Here is a 15937-nt window from a genome sequence, read left to right on the forward strand (position 1 = left end):
TCAGCTGGCTTACCGGGAGCCTCAACCTACTCTGTCTGTAGCACTGACTTCGGCCGGTCGGCGGGGGCCACGCCCCAAGTGGGGCTAGGGGTAGGGCCCATCTGGAACGTGAGCGTGCCGCCCTGCAGTAGGTCCTGGTGCGTGATATAGGACTTGGTGTAGGCTTTGCCGTTCAGCGTAATGGCCTGAATATATTTGTTTTTGGCGCTGTTGTTTTTGGCCTCAATGGACAGCGTTTTGCCGCCCGCCAGCTGGATAGTGGCCTGCTTGACGGCCGGGCTGCCAAACACGTAGGCGCCGTTGGCCGGGTTTAACGGGTAGAACCCTAGAGTGGAAAAGACGTGCCACGCCGACATCTGGCCAACATCTTCGTTGCCAATAATACCATCGGGTTTGGCCGTGTAGAAGTTATCGGTGATGAACCGGACCTTTTCGGCAGTTTTCCAGGGCTGGCCCACGTAGTTGTACAGATAGGTTATGTGGTGGCCGGGCTCGTTGCCATGAGCGTACATGCCTATCAGGCCCGAAATATCGGGGGATGCTTCTTCGCCCATGTTGCCCTTTACCAGAAACAGCGAATCCAGCTTCTGGCTGAACCGCTGCTCGCCTCCTAGCATACTAATCAGGCCCTCCACGTCCTGCGGTACCAGCCAGGTGTACTGCCAGGCGTTGCCCTCGGTGAAGTCGCTTTTCATATGCACTGATTTGAAGGGGTCGAAGGGCGTGCGCCACTCATTCTGCCCTACGCGCCCGCGCATGAAGCCCGCCTGCTTATCAAAGTAATTCTGGTAGTACTTGGCGCGCTTACTGAAATAGGCGTAGTCGTCGGTTTTACCCATCTTTTTGGCCATCTGTGCGACGCACCAGTCATCAATAGCGTATTCCAGACCTTTTGACACGCTTTCTACCTCACTGTTGGCCGGAATAAAGCCTAGCTCTTTCACGGCCTTTAGCCCGAACTCGTCGCCCATGGCAGTGGCTTTTACGGCCTCATAGGCTAGGGCGGCGTCAAAACCCTGAAAGCCCTTAAAGTAGGCGTCAACGACAACGGGCACGGCGCTGTAGCCTACCATGCAGTTGGTTTCGTTGCCCATCAGGTGCCACACGGGCAGCTTGCCCTGCTGCTGATAGATGGCCAGCATAGAGCTAACCATATCGTTAACGCGCTTAGGCTGCAGGATGGTGAACAGCGGGTGCGCCGCCCGGTAAGTATCCCAGAGGGAGAAGGTAGTCAGGTTCGTGAAGCCTGGGTTTTTATGCACCTGCTTGTCGGTACCCCGGTAGTCGCCGTTATGGTCGTTGAACACCGAGGGCGCAATCATGGTATGGTACAGGCCCGTGTAGAAGGTCTTCAGGCGGGTTGCATCGGCCTTGATCCGGACTTTCTGCAACTCCTGGTTCCAGGCAGCGTCAGCCTGCGCCACTACTTTCTCAAAGTTCCAGTGAGGAATTTCAGCCTGGATGTTCGCCTGAGCCCCTGCAGTGCTCACGGGGGAGATGCCCACTTTCAGCTTCACTTTTTCGCCGGCCTGCGTGGCGAAGGATACCACGCCCTTGATGCGGTTGCCGGTAGTGGCAGGGGTAGTGTTGCCGAGCGTATCCAGCACCTGCACACTGGTGAAATTGCGAATGGGTTTCGAGAATACGGCCGCGAAGTAGAGGCGCTGATCCACGGCCCAGCCCTTGGAGTTGCGGTACCCAACCAAGGTGCTGTCGTTTAGCTGCTCAATGTGCGTATCAGTAGCCAGGTCCCAGCCGATGCCCTGCTGCAAATCGAAAATCAGGTGCGAAGCGTCGGATTTTGGAAAAGTGTACTGGTGAAAGCCTACCCGCTCAGTGGCCGTCAACTCAGCCCGGATGTCGTAGCGCTTCAGGCGCACAGCGTAGTAGCCGGGCCGGGCCTGTTCTTCCTTGTGTGAAAAAAGCGAAACAAAGCCTCGTTCGGGATTCTTGACCCGGCCTTCGGTGACGCGCACTACCCCGGTAGTGGGCATCACCGCCACGTCGCCCAGGTCGCCGATGCCGGTGCCGCTCAGGTGAGTGTGCGCAAAGCCGACAATGGTAGAATCAGAATAATGGTACCCGGAGCACCAGTCCCAGCCTTCCGTAATGTTTACCGGCCCGAGCTGGACGGCTCCAAACGGCACGTTGGCCCCCAGAAATACATGGCCATGAAAGCTGGTACCAATGTAGGGGTCTACGTGATGCGTGAGGCTAGCGCTCCGACTCTTGGTCATTAGTGTCTGGGTACTGGTGCAAGCAGCCAAAGCGGCCATACCACAAACCAGAGCGGGTAGAACACGAATGAGTCGGGGGGTACTGTGCTTCATAAGAAGGGTTCGTAATACTGAGTCCTACATTACTGGTTATGTACAGGGGCAAATAGCAGAATTCGTAAGTAATACTGGCTTCTACTTATAAGGAAATATGTATAAACCCTTCATTTCGACTACTGCCTAGGGGGTTGAGGGGTAAAGTACGCGCCTCCTCCCAGCAAATGCAGCCAGATTCATCATCCCGCAGGGGGTAGGCCATTCTGACCTCAGCTATGCTGGTTAGGTTAGCCAGCATCCTGCCTAGTGCCAAAGCCAGCCTAGCTACGTGGTGCTATTACAGCACTGGGAAATAGGCGTGAAAGGTAGTGCCCTCGCCTGGTTGGCTCTGGACTTCAATTCGTCCACCGATATTTTCGAGCATTTTCTTCACCATGTACAGCCCGATACCTGTGCCCTCCACATGCGTGTGCAGGCGCTGGAACATGCCAAATACCTTTGCGTCGCCCTGCGTGAGGTCCAGCCCCAGGCCGTTGTCTTGCACAGCCAGCACCTGGTAGCTGCCTTTAGGCTGGCAGCTGATCCGTATTTGGGGCGTGCGGTTGGGGTGGCGGTATTTCAGGGCGTTGCTGAGCAGGTTGTAAACCACTGAGCGCAAGTTTTTTTCTGAGATGGTAAGCCACACCTGCTCGGGTATAGTAATAGTAACCTGGGCATCGGTTTGCGTGATTAACGGGGCGAGGTCCAGCAGTACCTCGTGCACGACGGGGGCTACCTGGACCGGCGTGGCGGGCTGCCCGTACTCTTGCTGCAGGCGTGAAATATCTGTGAGGTGCCCGATGGTGCGGCTGAAGCGGTCAACGGCATCTTGCATCAGGCCCAGCACCGTCGGCACCTGGTCTACGTAGGCCGTTGCGGGCAGTTCCCGCTGTAGGGCCAGCAACAACCCCTCAATGTTGGCAATAGGCGCCCGCAAATCGTGCGAGGCTGTGTAAATGAAGTTGTCGAGGTCGGTGTTGGCGCGTTGGAGTTGCTCATTGAAAGCCTGAAGCTGAGAGGTAGCCTGCTTGCGCTCCGTAATGTCGAGCACAAACGCTACGTACTCTTCCTCACTCAAGCGCTTGCCCGCAAACAAGCCCCACCAGCGCGTACCATCGGGGCGCTGGCACTGCTGCTCGTAGGGCGTACTCTGACCGTGGGCCAGTAATTCTTGCTGCGCCTGACGCGTCATGGCGAGGAACTCCGGGGGCGTCAGCGCATCCCAGTGCACATGGCCCTGCGGAAATGCGGCGGGCACGTAGCCGCTCAGCCGCTGGAAGGCCTGGTTGGCCGCGTGAATGCGGCCGGCTGAGTCGAAGAAAATAACGCCTACCGTTTCAATGGAAAAGGCCTGTCGTAGCCGTTCCTCTGAGCGGCGCAGGGCTTCCTCGCTGTTCTTGCGGGCCGTGATGTCACGGAAAAACACCGATAGGCTACCCGCCGTCCCGGGATAGATGCTGACATCGATCCAGGTGCCTAGCCGTGGAGAGACAATTTCATATTGCGCGGGCTGGCCGGTTTGCTGTACTTGGTAGTGTAGGCTGTAAGATTCGCTGCCGACCGCCGCCGGGAACTCTGTCCAGTAGTGGCACCCTAGCAACTCGTCCCGGTCGCGCCCCCAGAGCCGGGCTGCCCGTTGGTTGACATAGGTGAAGTTAAAGTCGGCATCCAGCGCGTAAAAGGCATCCGTCGTACTTTCCAGAATGTCGACCGTACGGGCATGCGCGGCCCGTAGCGCTTCCTCGGCCCGCTTGCGGTCAGTGATGTCGGTGGTCGTACTCACGACGCCATCGCCCAAGCGCACCACCGATTGCTCAAACCAGCCATTGTATTGCTCGTGGCGATACTCCTGTTCGTAGACTTGGGGCTGGCCGTTTTCCACTACCTGCACAAAACGCGCGAAAATACCAGTTGCTACTACCCCTGGGTTGAGGGCCAATAGCCGTTGACCCACCAAGTCGGTATTGTACTGAGCCGCCGCTTGCTTATTGACCAAGGTCCAGCGGAAATCCACGATGCGGCCCGCTTCATCACGCACGGCATCAAACACCTGAATAATAGCCATCGAGCTATCGATGGTTGCTCGCACCAACTGGTTGGCATGAGCCTGGGCCGCCTGTTCGCGGCGCTGACTTTCCCCTAGCTGAGCCTGAGCCTGCTGCTGTTCGGTGACGTTGACCACGCGGTGTAGCAGGTGGCTAATCCGACCCTCAGCGTCGAAGATGGGTGTGTTGGTGGGCAGCCAGTAGCGCTCCAGAAACTGCCCGGGCTGCTGTGAGTCGGGCACGTCGTAGTGCTGCAAGTCCATCTGATGGGGCAGTCCGGTAGCCAGGACCCGCTCCAGCGACGCCCGCAGGTTGCGTACCCCGTGCGCCTGTTGCGCTTGGGGGTTATCAGGAAAGGCGTCAAAGAGATAGCACCCCAGCAGCTGAGCGCGCTCTGTTTGTGTTTCTGCCAAGTAGCCATTGCTTACCTCTTCAATGATGTATTCAGGAGAGAGTAGGAGGTAGGCGCTGGGTAAGGCATGAAAGACAGCAAGCAGTGTCAGACTGTCAAGTGGGGCAGCAGGGGACATAGGAGCAGGCAAAAAGGAAGCGGGGTGGCTGGTGGAGCTCCGAAAATGAGCTAGCCCTGAGAGTGCATACCCCAAAGGTCCGGCGAAAAGTTCAGATGCTTTAACTCGTCGCTTCTTTTCAGTTCAGAGAATGCGAATCTACGGCTAGGTAATATCCCTTCACGCCCTAGCCAAGACGTAGAGCAAGAAGCATAGCCTTCTTCCTGCCCAGAGGCAACTTGGCTTTAATCGAGCACATTCAGTGGGCATGCATTAGCGCGCTCTACGGTTCCATAATGCCCCTTTACCGAGCCTGTGCAGTCGGGAAATGTAAAGTCAACTACGAATAGGCAGGATCTAATACCAACGCTAATCAATACTTATCGTTGAGTGCTATTAGCCCCTAGCATTGGGCGCTGGTTTACTAAGTATCCACTGCTGCCTGTTCCGATTCATGAATGTGATTGCCAACCCCAGATACCGAAGTATTTCTTCCGTAACTGGGCTGTGTCTGTTAATGCTCATCGTTTCAGAAGTGAGGGCCCAAGGCTCTCAGCCAGCTACGGCTCCCGGCAACGCCCAACCGCAAAGCGGAAGCCAGCAGGGATTTGGAGGGCCCCCAGCCGGCCAGCAACAGCAGCAAGAATTGCAGCGTCGGCGCCAGCAGATGCAGCAAACCAACCAGCAGCAATCAACGGAACAATCACCTACTGCCCAACCCCGCCTACCTGCTTCTTCAAACTCAGGCGGTGCAACAGGGCAGCGCAGCACTGGAGGCCAAGGCGCACCCCCAACTTCAGGCCGAAGTGAGGCTGGTTCCCTCGGTGAGCCGAGGGGGGCCACCACGCCGCGGGCTCCGGTAGGCGGTAGCTTGCGTAGCCCGAGCAGCCTAGGGGTACAAACAGGTGCGGCCCGCGTAGTAGCGGTAGCTCCAGAACAGCTAAACTTAGCTGAAGCCATTGCCATTGGCCTGGAAAATAACTTAACTACCCTGCTTGCTGCTGAGCGCGCTGAAGAAGCCCGGGCATTGCAACAGCAAGTGCGCTCTTTCCTACTACCCAATATCACGGGCACTGCCTACCAGCAAAACCGCACGCTCAACCTGGCGGCGCAAGGGCTAGGCGGAGGCGGTGGAGAGGAAATGAGCGGCGGCGGTATGGGTGGGGGCGCTGCTCCCATTCCTTCCTTTGTGGGTCCCTTCAATACATTTGATGCCCGGCTTAACTTCTCCCAGACTATTCTCAACCTGGCCGCGCTGCGCGAATACAAAAGCAGCAAATCGGCCGTGCAAGTTGCCGATCTGACCGCTCAGCTTGCCCGTGAGCAAGTAGCTACGTTTGTGGCATTAGCCTACCTTACTGCACAGCGCAGCAACCTGGAAGTGCAGGCTGCCCGCGCTGATTACCAACTGGCTACCTCCTTGCAAGAGCTTGCCCTGAAGCAGCGTCGCGCCGGGGTAGCCAATGGCATTGATCTAGTACGCGCCGAATCCCGGGCAGCGCAAGAGCGCCTGCGCGTGGTGCAGGCCGAAGCCAACGCCGAGCAAACCCGCCTCGACCTGGAGCGCGCTATTGGCTTACCCCAAGGAAGTGCTACCCACCTTACGGACACCTTAACCATTCGAGCCGACGCCCTACCCTCGGTAGAAGCCGCTGTGCAACAAGCTTTGGCTTCACGTCTAGATACCCGCATTGCGGAGGAAACCATTGAGCAGCGGGCCCTTGACCGCAAAGCCCGCGCTGCCGCTCGCTACCCCATCGTAAATGCTGTCGGTGACTATGGCCAATCAGCGAATACTCCTTTCCGAAATGACCGCGCTACCCGCACATATGGGGTACAGCTGAGCGTGCCGGTATTTGATGGCGGCTACACCCGCGGCCGAATCAACGCAGCGCTGAGTCGGCAGAGGCAAGCTGAATGGGAATTGGGTAATAGCCGCGGGCAGGTGGAGCAAGACGTGCGTACGGCCTTGGTTGGTTGGCGCCTAGGAGCCGAGCAAGTTCGGGCCAGTGAAGAACAGTTTCGCTTGGCTACCCGCGAGCTGGAACTTGCCACGCAACGCTTTCGGGCCGGGGTGGCCGACAACACGGAAGTGCTGGAGGCGCAAGCCGGCCTAGCCAATGCCCGGGCCCTACGGGTGCAGGCGCTGGCCCAGTACGGTGCGGCACGGCTCAATTTTGCGGCAGCTACCGGCACCGCCCAGTCTTTTCGGCTTTAACAGCAAGTAGAAAGTAGGCTTACTGTTCGGCTGCCTTCAGCCGCCCCCACGTACGAAAGCAAGGAAGCCGCTAACCACACTCTCCTTATCTATCCGCCCAATGGCACACTCTACAACCCAACCCGCGGCCCGGCGGCAACTGGCTGACCCTTCCGACGCTCCGGATGTCAGAGCCCGAGGGCGCCGAGTGGAGCAGCATCCCGACGATGCACCCGATGAAACTACCCAAACACCCATTTACAAGCGGCCATGGTTTGTAATTGGAGCTCTGCTATTGCTACTGGCGGCCTTGTTTTTTGGCATTCGCTACTATTTGCACGCCCGCGCCCACGAGTCCACGGACAATGCTTTTATTGAAGGTGACGCCGTGCGGGTAAGCTCCCGGACGGCGGGCACCGTCTACCGCGTGTATGTGCGCGACAACCAGCAGGTGCAGGCAGGTACTTTACTGCTGGAACTGGACCCGCGGGACTACCAAGCTCGCCTCGATCAAGCCCAAGCAGCCGTGGGTAGTGCCCAGGCCCAGCGGGAAGCATCGGCGCGAGCCGCCACGGCGCGGCGGAGCGTAATTGATCAGCAGCGCGCCCAACTTGCCGCTGCCATTGCCTCTTCGGAGCAGGCCCAAGCCGAAGAGCGGGCCGCTCAAGCCCAAGCGTCTCGTGATGCCCGCGATGAGCAGCGTTATGCCGAGCTCTACAAAACCGATGCCGTGTCGCGCCAGCGCTACGACCAAGCCTTAACGGCAGCCCATACTACGGCAGCCCAAGCAGATGCTGCCCGCAAGCGCACCCAAACCGCGCGGGCGCAAGAGGGGCAGGCCCGTGCCGGCGTAACCCAAGCCGAAAACGACTACCGCCAAGCCGCCGAGCAAATTAGCGTGGCCCAGGCTCAAATTGCCGAAGCTCAGGCCGCTGCTGCTCAGGCTCAGTTGCAGCTATCGTACACCAAAATTTACGCCACCGAAACCGGGCGCGTCACGCGCAAGGCCGTGGACGAGGGGCAGACTGTGGCAGTGGGCCAGCAGCTCATGGCCCTCACTTATGGCCAGTTATGGGTGACGGCCAATTTCAAGGAAACCCAGTTAGAAAAGATGCGGGCCGGGCAACCTGTGGAGCTAGAAGTAGATGCCTACCCTGGTGAAACCTTTCGGGGAAGGGTAGAAAGCTTTCAGCGGGGCACCGGAGCGCGTTTCAGCCTGCTACCCGCTGAAAATGCCACCGGCAACTACGTGAAAGTAGTGCAGCGCATCCCCGTAAAAATTGTCTTCGATGGGCAGCCTAACCTGCACCTGCTCGCTCCGGGTATGTCGGTGGTGCCGGAAGTGGATATCAGCGCGGAACCTGCGGAGAAGCCTGTCGCGCCTCGAAACGGCACTGTCCCCTCGCGTTCGAATGGACAGTAACGCCTGGTGGCGTCAAGCAACCGGCGTTTTACCTACTCTGATTATATCTTATATGGAGACCCAACCCAAAGTAACGGAGCAGTGGCAGGCGAATCTGAATGAGTTCTTCGCCACGGTAGACCGTGAAAATCAGGCATTCAGTCACAATCTGACCCGGCAAGGTACTTTTTATACGGACGTCGCGCGCCCGGCTTTGGAAGCGGCTGCTCAGGCCCTGCACCAGCATGGGCGCACCTGCGAAACCGGCCTCGATCAAAACCGCATCTACCTGATAGTACACCGTCCGGAAGGGCCCGTAGAGTTCCAGTATGCGGTGGTGGCCGAAGCCCGCGTGGAAACCGTGACGCCCTATATCCACTGTTGGTTTGAAGAAAACGAGCTGGATGACAAACCGGCTAACAACACTGAAGATGAACAGGATGCCGATAAGGATGGTCAGGAGCAGGAATCACAAGATGAACCAGACAGTGATGAAGCGCAGGGCGACCAGAAGGACGATAAAAAACCAACCCGCACTAAAACTATCGAGCTACTGAGTACCTGGACCGAAGGCCGCGAAATCGAGAGTGTGACCCGCGAAGAAATCCTGGCCGACTTCGTGGCCCACTACCAGGAAGCCGTAACGCGGCTGCGCACCCACCTGCATATTAGGCCGCAATAGCAGCCTCCCTGATGTTCACGTCATGAGTGCAACCAAAACTCTGAAAAAGCCCGTCGATAGCGCCACCAATAGCCACGGAGGTAACCTTAAATGGATTATCGCGGTGACGGTAGCCATGGCTACGTTCATGGAAGTGCTCGACGATACCAGCGTATCAGTGGCATTGTCGCAGATTGGCGGCAACCTGAGCGCGGCCGAAGATGAAGTAACCTGGGTAGTTACGTCGCAGCTGGTTGCCAAGGCAGTAGTCTTACCAGTGGCGGGGTTTCTGGCAACGGTGGTGGGGCGTAAGCGCCTATTTTCAATTTGCTTGCTGGCGTACGGAGGCACGTCGTTGCTGTGCGGCTTGTCACCGAGTATTGGGTTTCTGGTGTTTATGCGGGTAGTACAAGGGCTTTGCGGCGGCATGCTCTCGCCCATGGCGCAAGCTATTCTGACTGATACCTTTCCGCCGGCACAGCGTGGGCTGGCGTTTGCAGCTTACGGCGTAGCCACGGTAGTAGCGCCTACCGTCGGTCCCACGCTCGGCGGCTACCTCGTGGATAACGCTAGTTGGAACTGGGTGTTTTTTGTGAACGTACCAGTAGCCCTGATGACTGCTTTTCTGGTTTCTATTCTGGTGCAGGACCCACCAGCGCTGGTGAAAGAGAAAGCCGCTAAATGGGCCGGTGGTCTGAATGTAGACTACGTTGGGCTTGGTTTACTGGCCGTTGGTCTCAGCGCTCTGCAGTTCGTACTAAGCCGCGGCGAGCGGGAAGAATGGTTTACTTCAGGACTTATTACCGGGCTAAGCTTGGTAGCTGCCGTTGCGCTGGGAGCAGGTGTGATATGGGAGTTGCGCTCCAAAGACCCCATTATTGATTTGAAACTGCTCCGGCACCGCAACTTTGCCGCTGCGGTGCTTATTATGTTTGCTGTTGGGGCGGTGCTGTTCAGCAGTTCTACGCAACTGCCTTTGTTTCTGCAGAATTTGCTGGGGTACACGGCCGTAAAAAGTGGGCTAGCTATTTCGCCGGGCGGGGCGGCTGTACTGCTGCTTATGCCCGTAGTCGGGCTGCTCTCAGGAAAAGTACAAGCCCGTTGGATGATTCTGTTTGGCTTGGTTATCAGTGCTTTTGCCTTATTTAATTATGCCCATGTTCTTAGCTCGGATATCGATTTTGCCAGTGTTGCCAAGGCGCGCGTTTACCAGAGTTTGGGCTTAGCCTTCCTATTCGTCCCCATCAGTGTAGCTGCCTACGTGGGCATTGCCAAAAACAAAACCAACCAGGCGGCTACCCTTATCAACCTAGCGCAGTCATTAGGCGGCAGTTTCGGCATTGCCGCTATTACTACCCTCATTGCGCGGCGCACTCAGTTTCACCAGAGCCGCCTCATTGATGGCCTCAACTATTCGAATCCTGAATACGAAGCCAGTTTGCAAAACTTAACCACCAGCCAAAGCGCCGCGGATGGTAGCATGGTGGATGCCGCCCAACGCGCACAAGCTACCATCTACGATGCAGTGCAGCAGCAAGCCAACATTCTGTCTTATGTAGATTCCTTTTACCTGCTCGGTTTTGCGTGTCTGCTCTCGCTTCCGCTGGTTTTTATGATGCGCGCCAACAAGCCGGGCAAAGATGGAGAAGCTGCCCCCGGATAAGCTCATCTGTGTTACGTGAACTCATTTTAAGGCTTAACTACTATGTTTCTACATGTCGCTAGCCTGAATCTGAGCTTTCTTGCCAAGGTGCTACTTTTTTGTAGGTTGCTGCCCAAACGCTGGATAAGTGTAGTATCTAACCCACCGGGTGCTCAAAGTGAGTATAGTTTAGAGCTGGGTTGCCTAGGACAATTGCTCCGCCCTGGTGAAGGCTGCGCAGACGCTGGACGGGGGAGGTGTGCAACAGGTCCGTGACGGCGGCAGGCAGTTCCACGAAGTCATAAAGCAGGTCCGTGTAGTGTATGCTTGCCAGGGTAGGGAAATACAGCCCGGAGTCAGAAGGGTACAAAACCGAGTCTGTATTGGGCGGACTTGCTAGACCGGCTGCTGCATCTGATACTTTTTGGGCGTTATCCCATACGCTTGTTTAAAGGATTGGATAAAGCTGGACATGCTCTCGTATCCTACCTGATCGTAGATGTCGCTGGTTTTGAGTGTGCCCTGCCGGAGCAGTTGAGCCGCAATGGCTAGCCGTTGCTGGGTTAGCCACCGGTTAGGAGAGGTGCCATAGAGCTTAGCAAAGCGCCGCTTGAATGTGGAAAGGCTGGAATGGCACAGAAAGGCCAGATCCTCCACCGTGATGTGGGTGGGTAGGTCAGCGGCCATAACTTCTCGGATGCGTTGGTTTTCGGCCGTTTCGCTTACTCTGGCTCTCAGGGCTGATAAGGCTGCGGGCTGCTGTCGGCTTACATACAGCAACAGCTCTTCCAGCTTGAGCTGCTGTAGACTGGCGTCCCATTCGGTGCCGTTTCCAAGAAGCAGCTTCAAGGAGCAGACAAAGTTGGTCAGAAACTCATCAGCATTGAACACATGGAAGGGGGGCGGGGCAAAAGGGGGAGTTTCTAACCGCTCCAGGTTCGGATATTTCAGAAAGAAAGCGGTTAAGGCCTCATCCGAGAAAAAGAGCAGCATGCTTTTATAGGAGTGGTTGGCAGAAGCTAGCTTTTCACTCATCAAGCAGTTGCCCGCGGATAGTAGCAGAAACTGCCCAGGGCCAATGCGCGCCGTTGCTGTCGGATACGTCACTACCTTCTCGCCTTGCGTTAAAAAGCTAAACAAGTGGTAGCGCATCGTGATTTTGCTGCGCTCCCTATTCGAGCTGGTTTCATAAGGAATGAGGTAGGTATCCGGGCGCGCCATGCCCGCGGCTGTGCGGGCCACTATATCATCAGGTAACAGAAACTGTTTCATGGAAGCTTTATTGAATAGCAGAGGCACACTGCTTAGGGTACTCTCTAGTTGCTACCAACGCCACGCCAGTGGTAAAGAATATCAGGTAGCAGGTACTATCTGAGATTCTTTACCACTGGCGTGGAAACCTAGTTATAACTTGGCAATGGGGTGGTGGCAAGCGCCTCATCACGAATAAAGCGCTTTTTGCTACCAGGTATATACTACCCCGAGATTATTTCTTCTGTCCGTAGACCAGCAATGAGGCCTTGCCTAGCGTGATACTGCCGCAATTGAAGGCGACGTAGGCCGGGGTAGCATTCTTATCCAAGTCCAACTTTTTGCTCAAGGCCAGCACAGTAATCAGATAGCGGTGCGCCGGACCGGGGGTAGGGGCAGCACCCACATAGCCGGGCTGACCGAAGTCGGTGTTGCTCTGTACTGCACCAGCCGGCATCAGGTGCTTGCTCAGGTCGCCAGCGCCCGACTTGAGCTCTGTTACGTTGGCGGGGATGTTGAACACTACCCAGTGCCAGAAGCCACTGCCGGTAGGAGCATCCAGATCCAGGATGGTAACGGCAAAGCTTTGGGTGCCGGCAGGGGCATGCTCCCAGGTAAGAGCCGGCGACTGATTTTCGCCCGTATAGCCCATTCCGTTCAGATACTGCTTGTTGGTTAGTTGGCCCCCTAGCTCAGGGCTTTTTAGGGTGAAGGTTTGCGCCAGAGCGCTGGTGCTTAGCAATGCAGATGCGGCCAGAGTAGTTGCCATCGTTTTCATGGGTTGCGTGAATGCTGTTGGTAAACTGTGTTTGAACAGCACAAAACTACCTGCCCCCAACCGGGCTAATTATTGCGGAAAGGCCAAAAAGTGTGGCTAAAAGTCCAATTCAAACGCCAGTTGTGCAGAGGAACTGACTACACGTCTGCCGCAAGTTGAAAGCGGAGGCACGCTAACTTTCACTCTGATAACTATGTACCTTGCGCCTTCTTAAGGCGTAGGAGCCCCAACTAACTACGCACCTTTTCTCACCTCTTTCTTCGCTGTCAGCGCTGCCTGCCGTGGTTTCTTCTCTTCCCTACGCCGCTCCGCCCGACACATTTTTAACGGCGCTGCTTGAGCTTTCTATTAGTGGAGTGGTGTGCTATACGCCCCTGACTGACGCGGCCGGGCAAATTGTAGACTTTGCGTTTGCCTACCTCAACCCGGCGGCCCAACGCATGCTAAACCTGCCTGCCCAACCTACGGGCACATTCCGGCAGGTATTTCCGGAGCCGGCGCCGTTTGCCGCTTTTACCTTCCACTGCGAAGCCTACAACTCCTCGGAGCCGCGTCACTTCGAGATGAATTACCAAGGTCCCAGCCACGACACCTACTGCCGCGTCAACGGCCAGCGGGTGGGCCAACAGTTGCTGGTGAGCTTTTCCTTCAGCCAGGAGCAAGACCGCAGCGTGGTAGAGGAGGCTCTTCGCCAGAGCCAGGCACGCGAGCGGGCGGCCCGGGCACAGGCCGAAGCGCAGCGGGCGGAGTTGACTACCATTTTCGAGCAGGCGCCGGCTGGCATCTGCATTCTGGCGGGGCCAGAGTTGGTGTTTGAGTTCGTTAACCCCGGCTACCAGCAGCTGCTAACCGGCCGCGACCTTCTGGGGCGACCCGTTTTCGAGGCGCTCCCCGAATTTGAGGGTACCCCCGTGGCTGCCATGCTGCGCGAGGTGTACGAAACCGGGCAGTCGCACGAGGAGCAGGCTATGCTTATTCCTATGCCCCGGCCCAGTGATGGAGTGATGGAAGACCGTTATTTCACGTTTGTTTATCAAGCCCGCCGCGACGAGCATGGCCAGGTGAACGGCATCCTTGCGTTCGTATTTGAAGTCACTGCCCAGCAGCAAGCCATAGCGGCCGTGCGTGAGAGCGAAGCTCGCTTCCGCATCATGGCTGACGCGGCGCCCAACCAAGTCTGGGCCGTCAATCCGGATACAACTCTCCGGTATGCCAACCAAGCCTTTCTGGACTTTGTGGGGGTAGGGCTGGAGGAATATACTACCACGGGCTGGTCGGCCTACCTGCCGGCCGAGGAGTTGGAACAGGCCCAACGCGCCCTGGTAGAGGCTATCAGCACCCGATCGATGTACGCCCAGGAGCACCGCATGCGCCGCCACGACGGTGAGTATCGCTGGCTTCTGGCGCAGGGGGCGCCCAGCTTTTACCCCAACGGTGAGCTTTATGGCTACGTGGGATCAGCCATCGACATCACAGAGCTTAAACAAGCCAATGAGCAGTTGATGCGCACGAACCAGGACCTCGACAATTTTGTGTACGCTGCCAGCCACGACCTTAAGCAGCCAGTCAACAACCTGACTAGCTTGCTGGAGGAGTTGCGTCGGAGCGTCACCTTTGCCGACCCCGCTGAGGAACAGTTGCTTGTACCCATGGTGCGGGAGGCCTTGCAGCAGCTAAGCACCACCATCGACGATTTGGCCGCCTTGGGCCAAGCTCAGCAGCTAAGCAATGCGCCTGCAGAACTGGTTTCCTTGGCCGACCTGACGGCTGAAGTAATTGCTACCCTCGAACCGCAGGTGCAAGTAGCTCAGGCGCGCATCACAACTGACTTTGCGGCGCGCCCGGCGCTATCTTTTGCCCGCGCCAACTTGCGCACCGTCCTGCTTAACCTCGTGGGCAACTCGCTCAAGTACGCCGATCCGGCGCGGCCGGCCTGCATCCATGTTTCGGTGCGCGGAGAGCAGGGCCGGTTCGTGCTGGAGGTTCAGGACAATGGCTTGGGCTTCGATGCGCACAAGTACGGCGCAGAGCTGTTTCAGCTTTTTCGCCGGCTGCACACGCACACTCCCGGCAGCGGGGTAGGGCTGTACCTGGTGAAGCGAATTGTGGAAGCCAGCGGCGGCACGGTGGAGGTAGCAAGTCAGCCAGGCGAGGGCGCCACCTTCCGTATTCAACTAGGGCAAACGCACAGTGTAGGGGCGTTGCAATAGTAGGAGTAGGGCCGAAGTACAAGCTAAATGCCAGGGTAGGGGGCTGGCCGAAAACCCCATTGGCTCGGTTCACAGTGGCCCGCTTCATCCTGGGCCAGATGCGTGCTCCTACCTCCTCGCCTAAGGGTAGGGGATAGCAACCTAATTCCAGCCGCTGCCCCGCCTCAGGCAGAGCAGCGGCTGGAAACCGGTTTAGAAGGAAGCTGCCGGTGCCGGCTCGGCAGATCTTGTTTGCACAACTACACTGTCGAGCCCCTTCTGCAGAGCGGTGGGTTCATATTCCGGCAACTTGACTCCCTCGGCCCGGGCCACGGTCACGTCGGTCATGCCCAGGAAACCGAGCATCCAGCGCAAGTAGGGGGTAGCAAAATCGTAGGGCTGCATGGGCCCCTCGGAGTAGATGCCGCCGCTGGCAACGGCCAGGTACACCTTCTTACCCGTGATGAGTCCTTCCGGGCCGGTGGGCGTGTAGCGGAACGTGATGTTTGCCCTTGTGAGGTGGTCAAGCCACGACTTCAGGGAGGAGGGAACATTGAAGTTGTAGAAGGGCACCCCAATGACGAGGACGTCGGCCGCCATGACTTGTGCAATAGCCTCATCAGAATGACGTACGGCCTGCTGCTGCTCGGGCGAGCGACCCTCGGCCGGCGCAAAGTAGGCTTGCAGATGCGCTTCTTCGAGGTGAGGAAACGGCTGGGTGGCTACATCGCGCACCACCACGGTGCTGTTGGGGTCAGCGGCCGTTAGCTTGTCGATGATGCCTTGGCTAAGGCGCGTGCTGTAGGACTCGGCCCCACGGGCGCTGGAAATGATGTGCAGAATCTGCATAAAAAGGTAGGGGGTAAAGAGATGATAAACTGCGTGCTGGCTGCCCTTGGCCCGTCGGCCACGGACAACTGCCCGCCCACTGCGCTACCAGGAATAATGCCT

Annotated in this window: 11 protein-coding genes; 5 read left to right on the forward strand and 6 right to left on the reverse strand. The window is 57.4% G+C overall.

Annotated features, from left to right (window positions below; translation table 11 throughout):
- Nucleotides 1-26: 26 nt before the first annotated feature.
- The gene (locus DNI29_RS16285; RefSeq protein ID WP_110979193.1) at nucleotides 27-2330 is read right to left on the reverse strand and encodes a GH92 family glycosyl hydrolase; all 2304 of its coding nucleotides are present in this window, start codon (nucleotides 2328-2330) and stop codon (nucleotides 27-29) included.
- Between the two features lie 280 nt (nucleotides 2331-2610).
- Nucleotides 2611-4887: a PAS domain-containing sensor histidine kinase gene (locus tag DNI29_RS16290; protein WP_110979194.1), complete on the reverse strand. Its 2277-nt coding sequence runs from the start codon at nucleotides 4885-4887 to the stop codon at nucleotides 2611-2613.
- A 496-nt stretch (nucleotides 4888-5383) separates the two neighbouring features.
- Here DNI29_RS16290 and DNI29_RS16295 point away from each other — a divergent pair, with 496 nt between their 5' ends.
- From DNI29_RS16295 to DNI29_RS16310, 4 genes are all read left to right on the forward strand, one after another.
- Complete coding sequence (locus DNI29_RS16295) at nucleotides 5384-7084, forward strand: TolC family protein (RefSeq protein WP_162303638.1); 1701 nt, start codon at nucleotides 5384-5386, stop codon at nucleotides 7082-7084.
- A 100-nt stretch (nucleotides 7085-7184) separates the two neighbouring features.
- Nucleotides 7185-8486: an HlyD family secretion protein gene (locus tag DNI29_RS16300; RefSeq protein WP_110979196.1), complete on the forward strand. Its 1302-nt coding sequence runs from the start codon at nucleotides 7185-7187 to the stop codon at nucleotides 8484-8486.
- 52 nt (nucleotides 8487-8538) lie between these two features.
- Nucleotides 8539-9147 (forward strand): hypothetical protein, encoded by a 609-nt coding sequence (locus DNI29_RS16305; RefSeq protein ID WP_110979197.1) that lies wholly within the window; start codon nucleotides 8539-8541, stop codon nucleotides 9145-9147.
- Nucleotides 9148-9169: 22 nt separating this feature from the next.
- Nucleotides 9170-10789, forward strand: coding sequence for a DHA2 family efflux MFS transporter permease subunit (locus tag DNI29_RS16310; protein WP_110979198.1), 1620 nt, complete (start codon nucleotides 9170-9172; stop codon nucleotides 10787-10789).
- A 136-nt stretch (nucleotides 10790-10925) separates the two neighbouring features.
- Here the strand turns inward: DNI29_RS16310 and DNI29_RS16315 are convergent, their stop codons facing one another.
- The 3 genes from DNI29_RS16315 to DNI29_RS16325 all read right to left on the reverse strand — a co-directional run bounded on the left by DNI29_RS16315 (nucleotide 10926) and on the right by DNI29_RS16325 (nucleotide 12788).
- Nucleotides 10926-11138, reverse strand: coding sequence for a hypothetical protein (locus DNI29_RS16315; protein WP_110979199.1), 213 nt, complete (start codon nucleotides 11136-11138; stop codon nucleotides 10926-10928).
- Nucleotides 11139-11164: 26 nt separating this feature from the next.
- Nucleotides 11165-12040: a helix-turn-helix transcriptional regulator gene (locus DNI29_RS16320; RefSeq protein WP_110979200.1), complete on the reverse strand. Its 876-nt coding sequence runs from the start codon at nucleotides 12038-12040 to the stop codon at nucleotides 11165-11167.
- A gap of 214 nt (nucleotides 12041-12254) precedes the next feature.
- Entirely contained in the window at nucleotides 12255-12788 is a 534-nt protein-coding gene (locus tag DNI29_RS16325; protein ID WP_238388124.1) for a YbhB/YbcL family Raf kinase inhibitor-like protein, read from the reverse strand.
- A gap of 290 nt (nucleotides 12789-13078) precedes the next feature.
- On the opposite strand from DNI29_RS16325, the gene DNI29_RS16330 reads away from it, so the two are divergent.
- Nucleotides 13079-15007, forward strand: a complete 1929-nt coding sequence (locus tag DNI29_RS16330; protein ID WP_110979202.1) for a PAS domain-containing sensor histidine kinase — start codon at nucleotides 13079-13081, stop codon at nucleotides 15005-15007.
- A 192-nt stretch (nucleotides 15008-15199) separates the two neighbouring features.
- Here the strand turns inward: DNI29_RS16330 and DNI29_RS16335 are convergent, their stop codons facing one another.
- Complete coding sequence (locus DNI29_RS16335; protein WP_110979203.1) at nucleotides 15200-15835, reverse strand: FMN-dependent NADH-azoreductase; 636 nt, start codon at nucleotides 15833-15835, stop codon at nucleotides 15200-15202.
- Between the last annotated feature and the right edge of the window lie 102 nt (nucleotides 15836-15937).

Origin of the sequence: Hymenobacter sediminis, assembly GCF_003231285.1 — a bacterium.
GTDB classification, from domain to species: Bacteria; Bacteroidota; Bacteroidia; order Cytophagales; family Hymenobacteraceae; genus Hymenobacter; species Hymenobacter sediminis.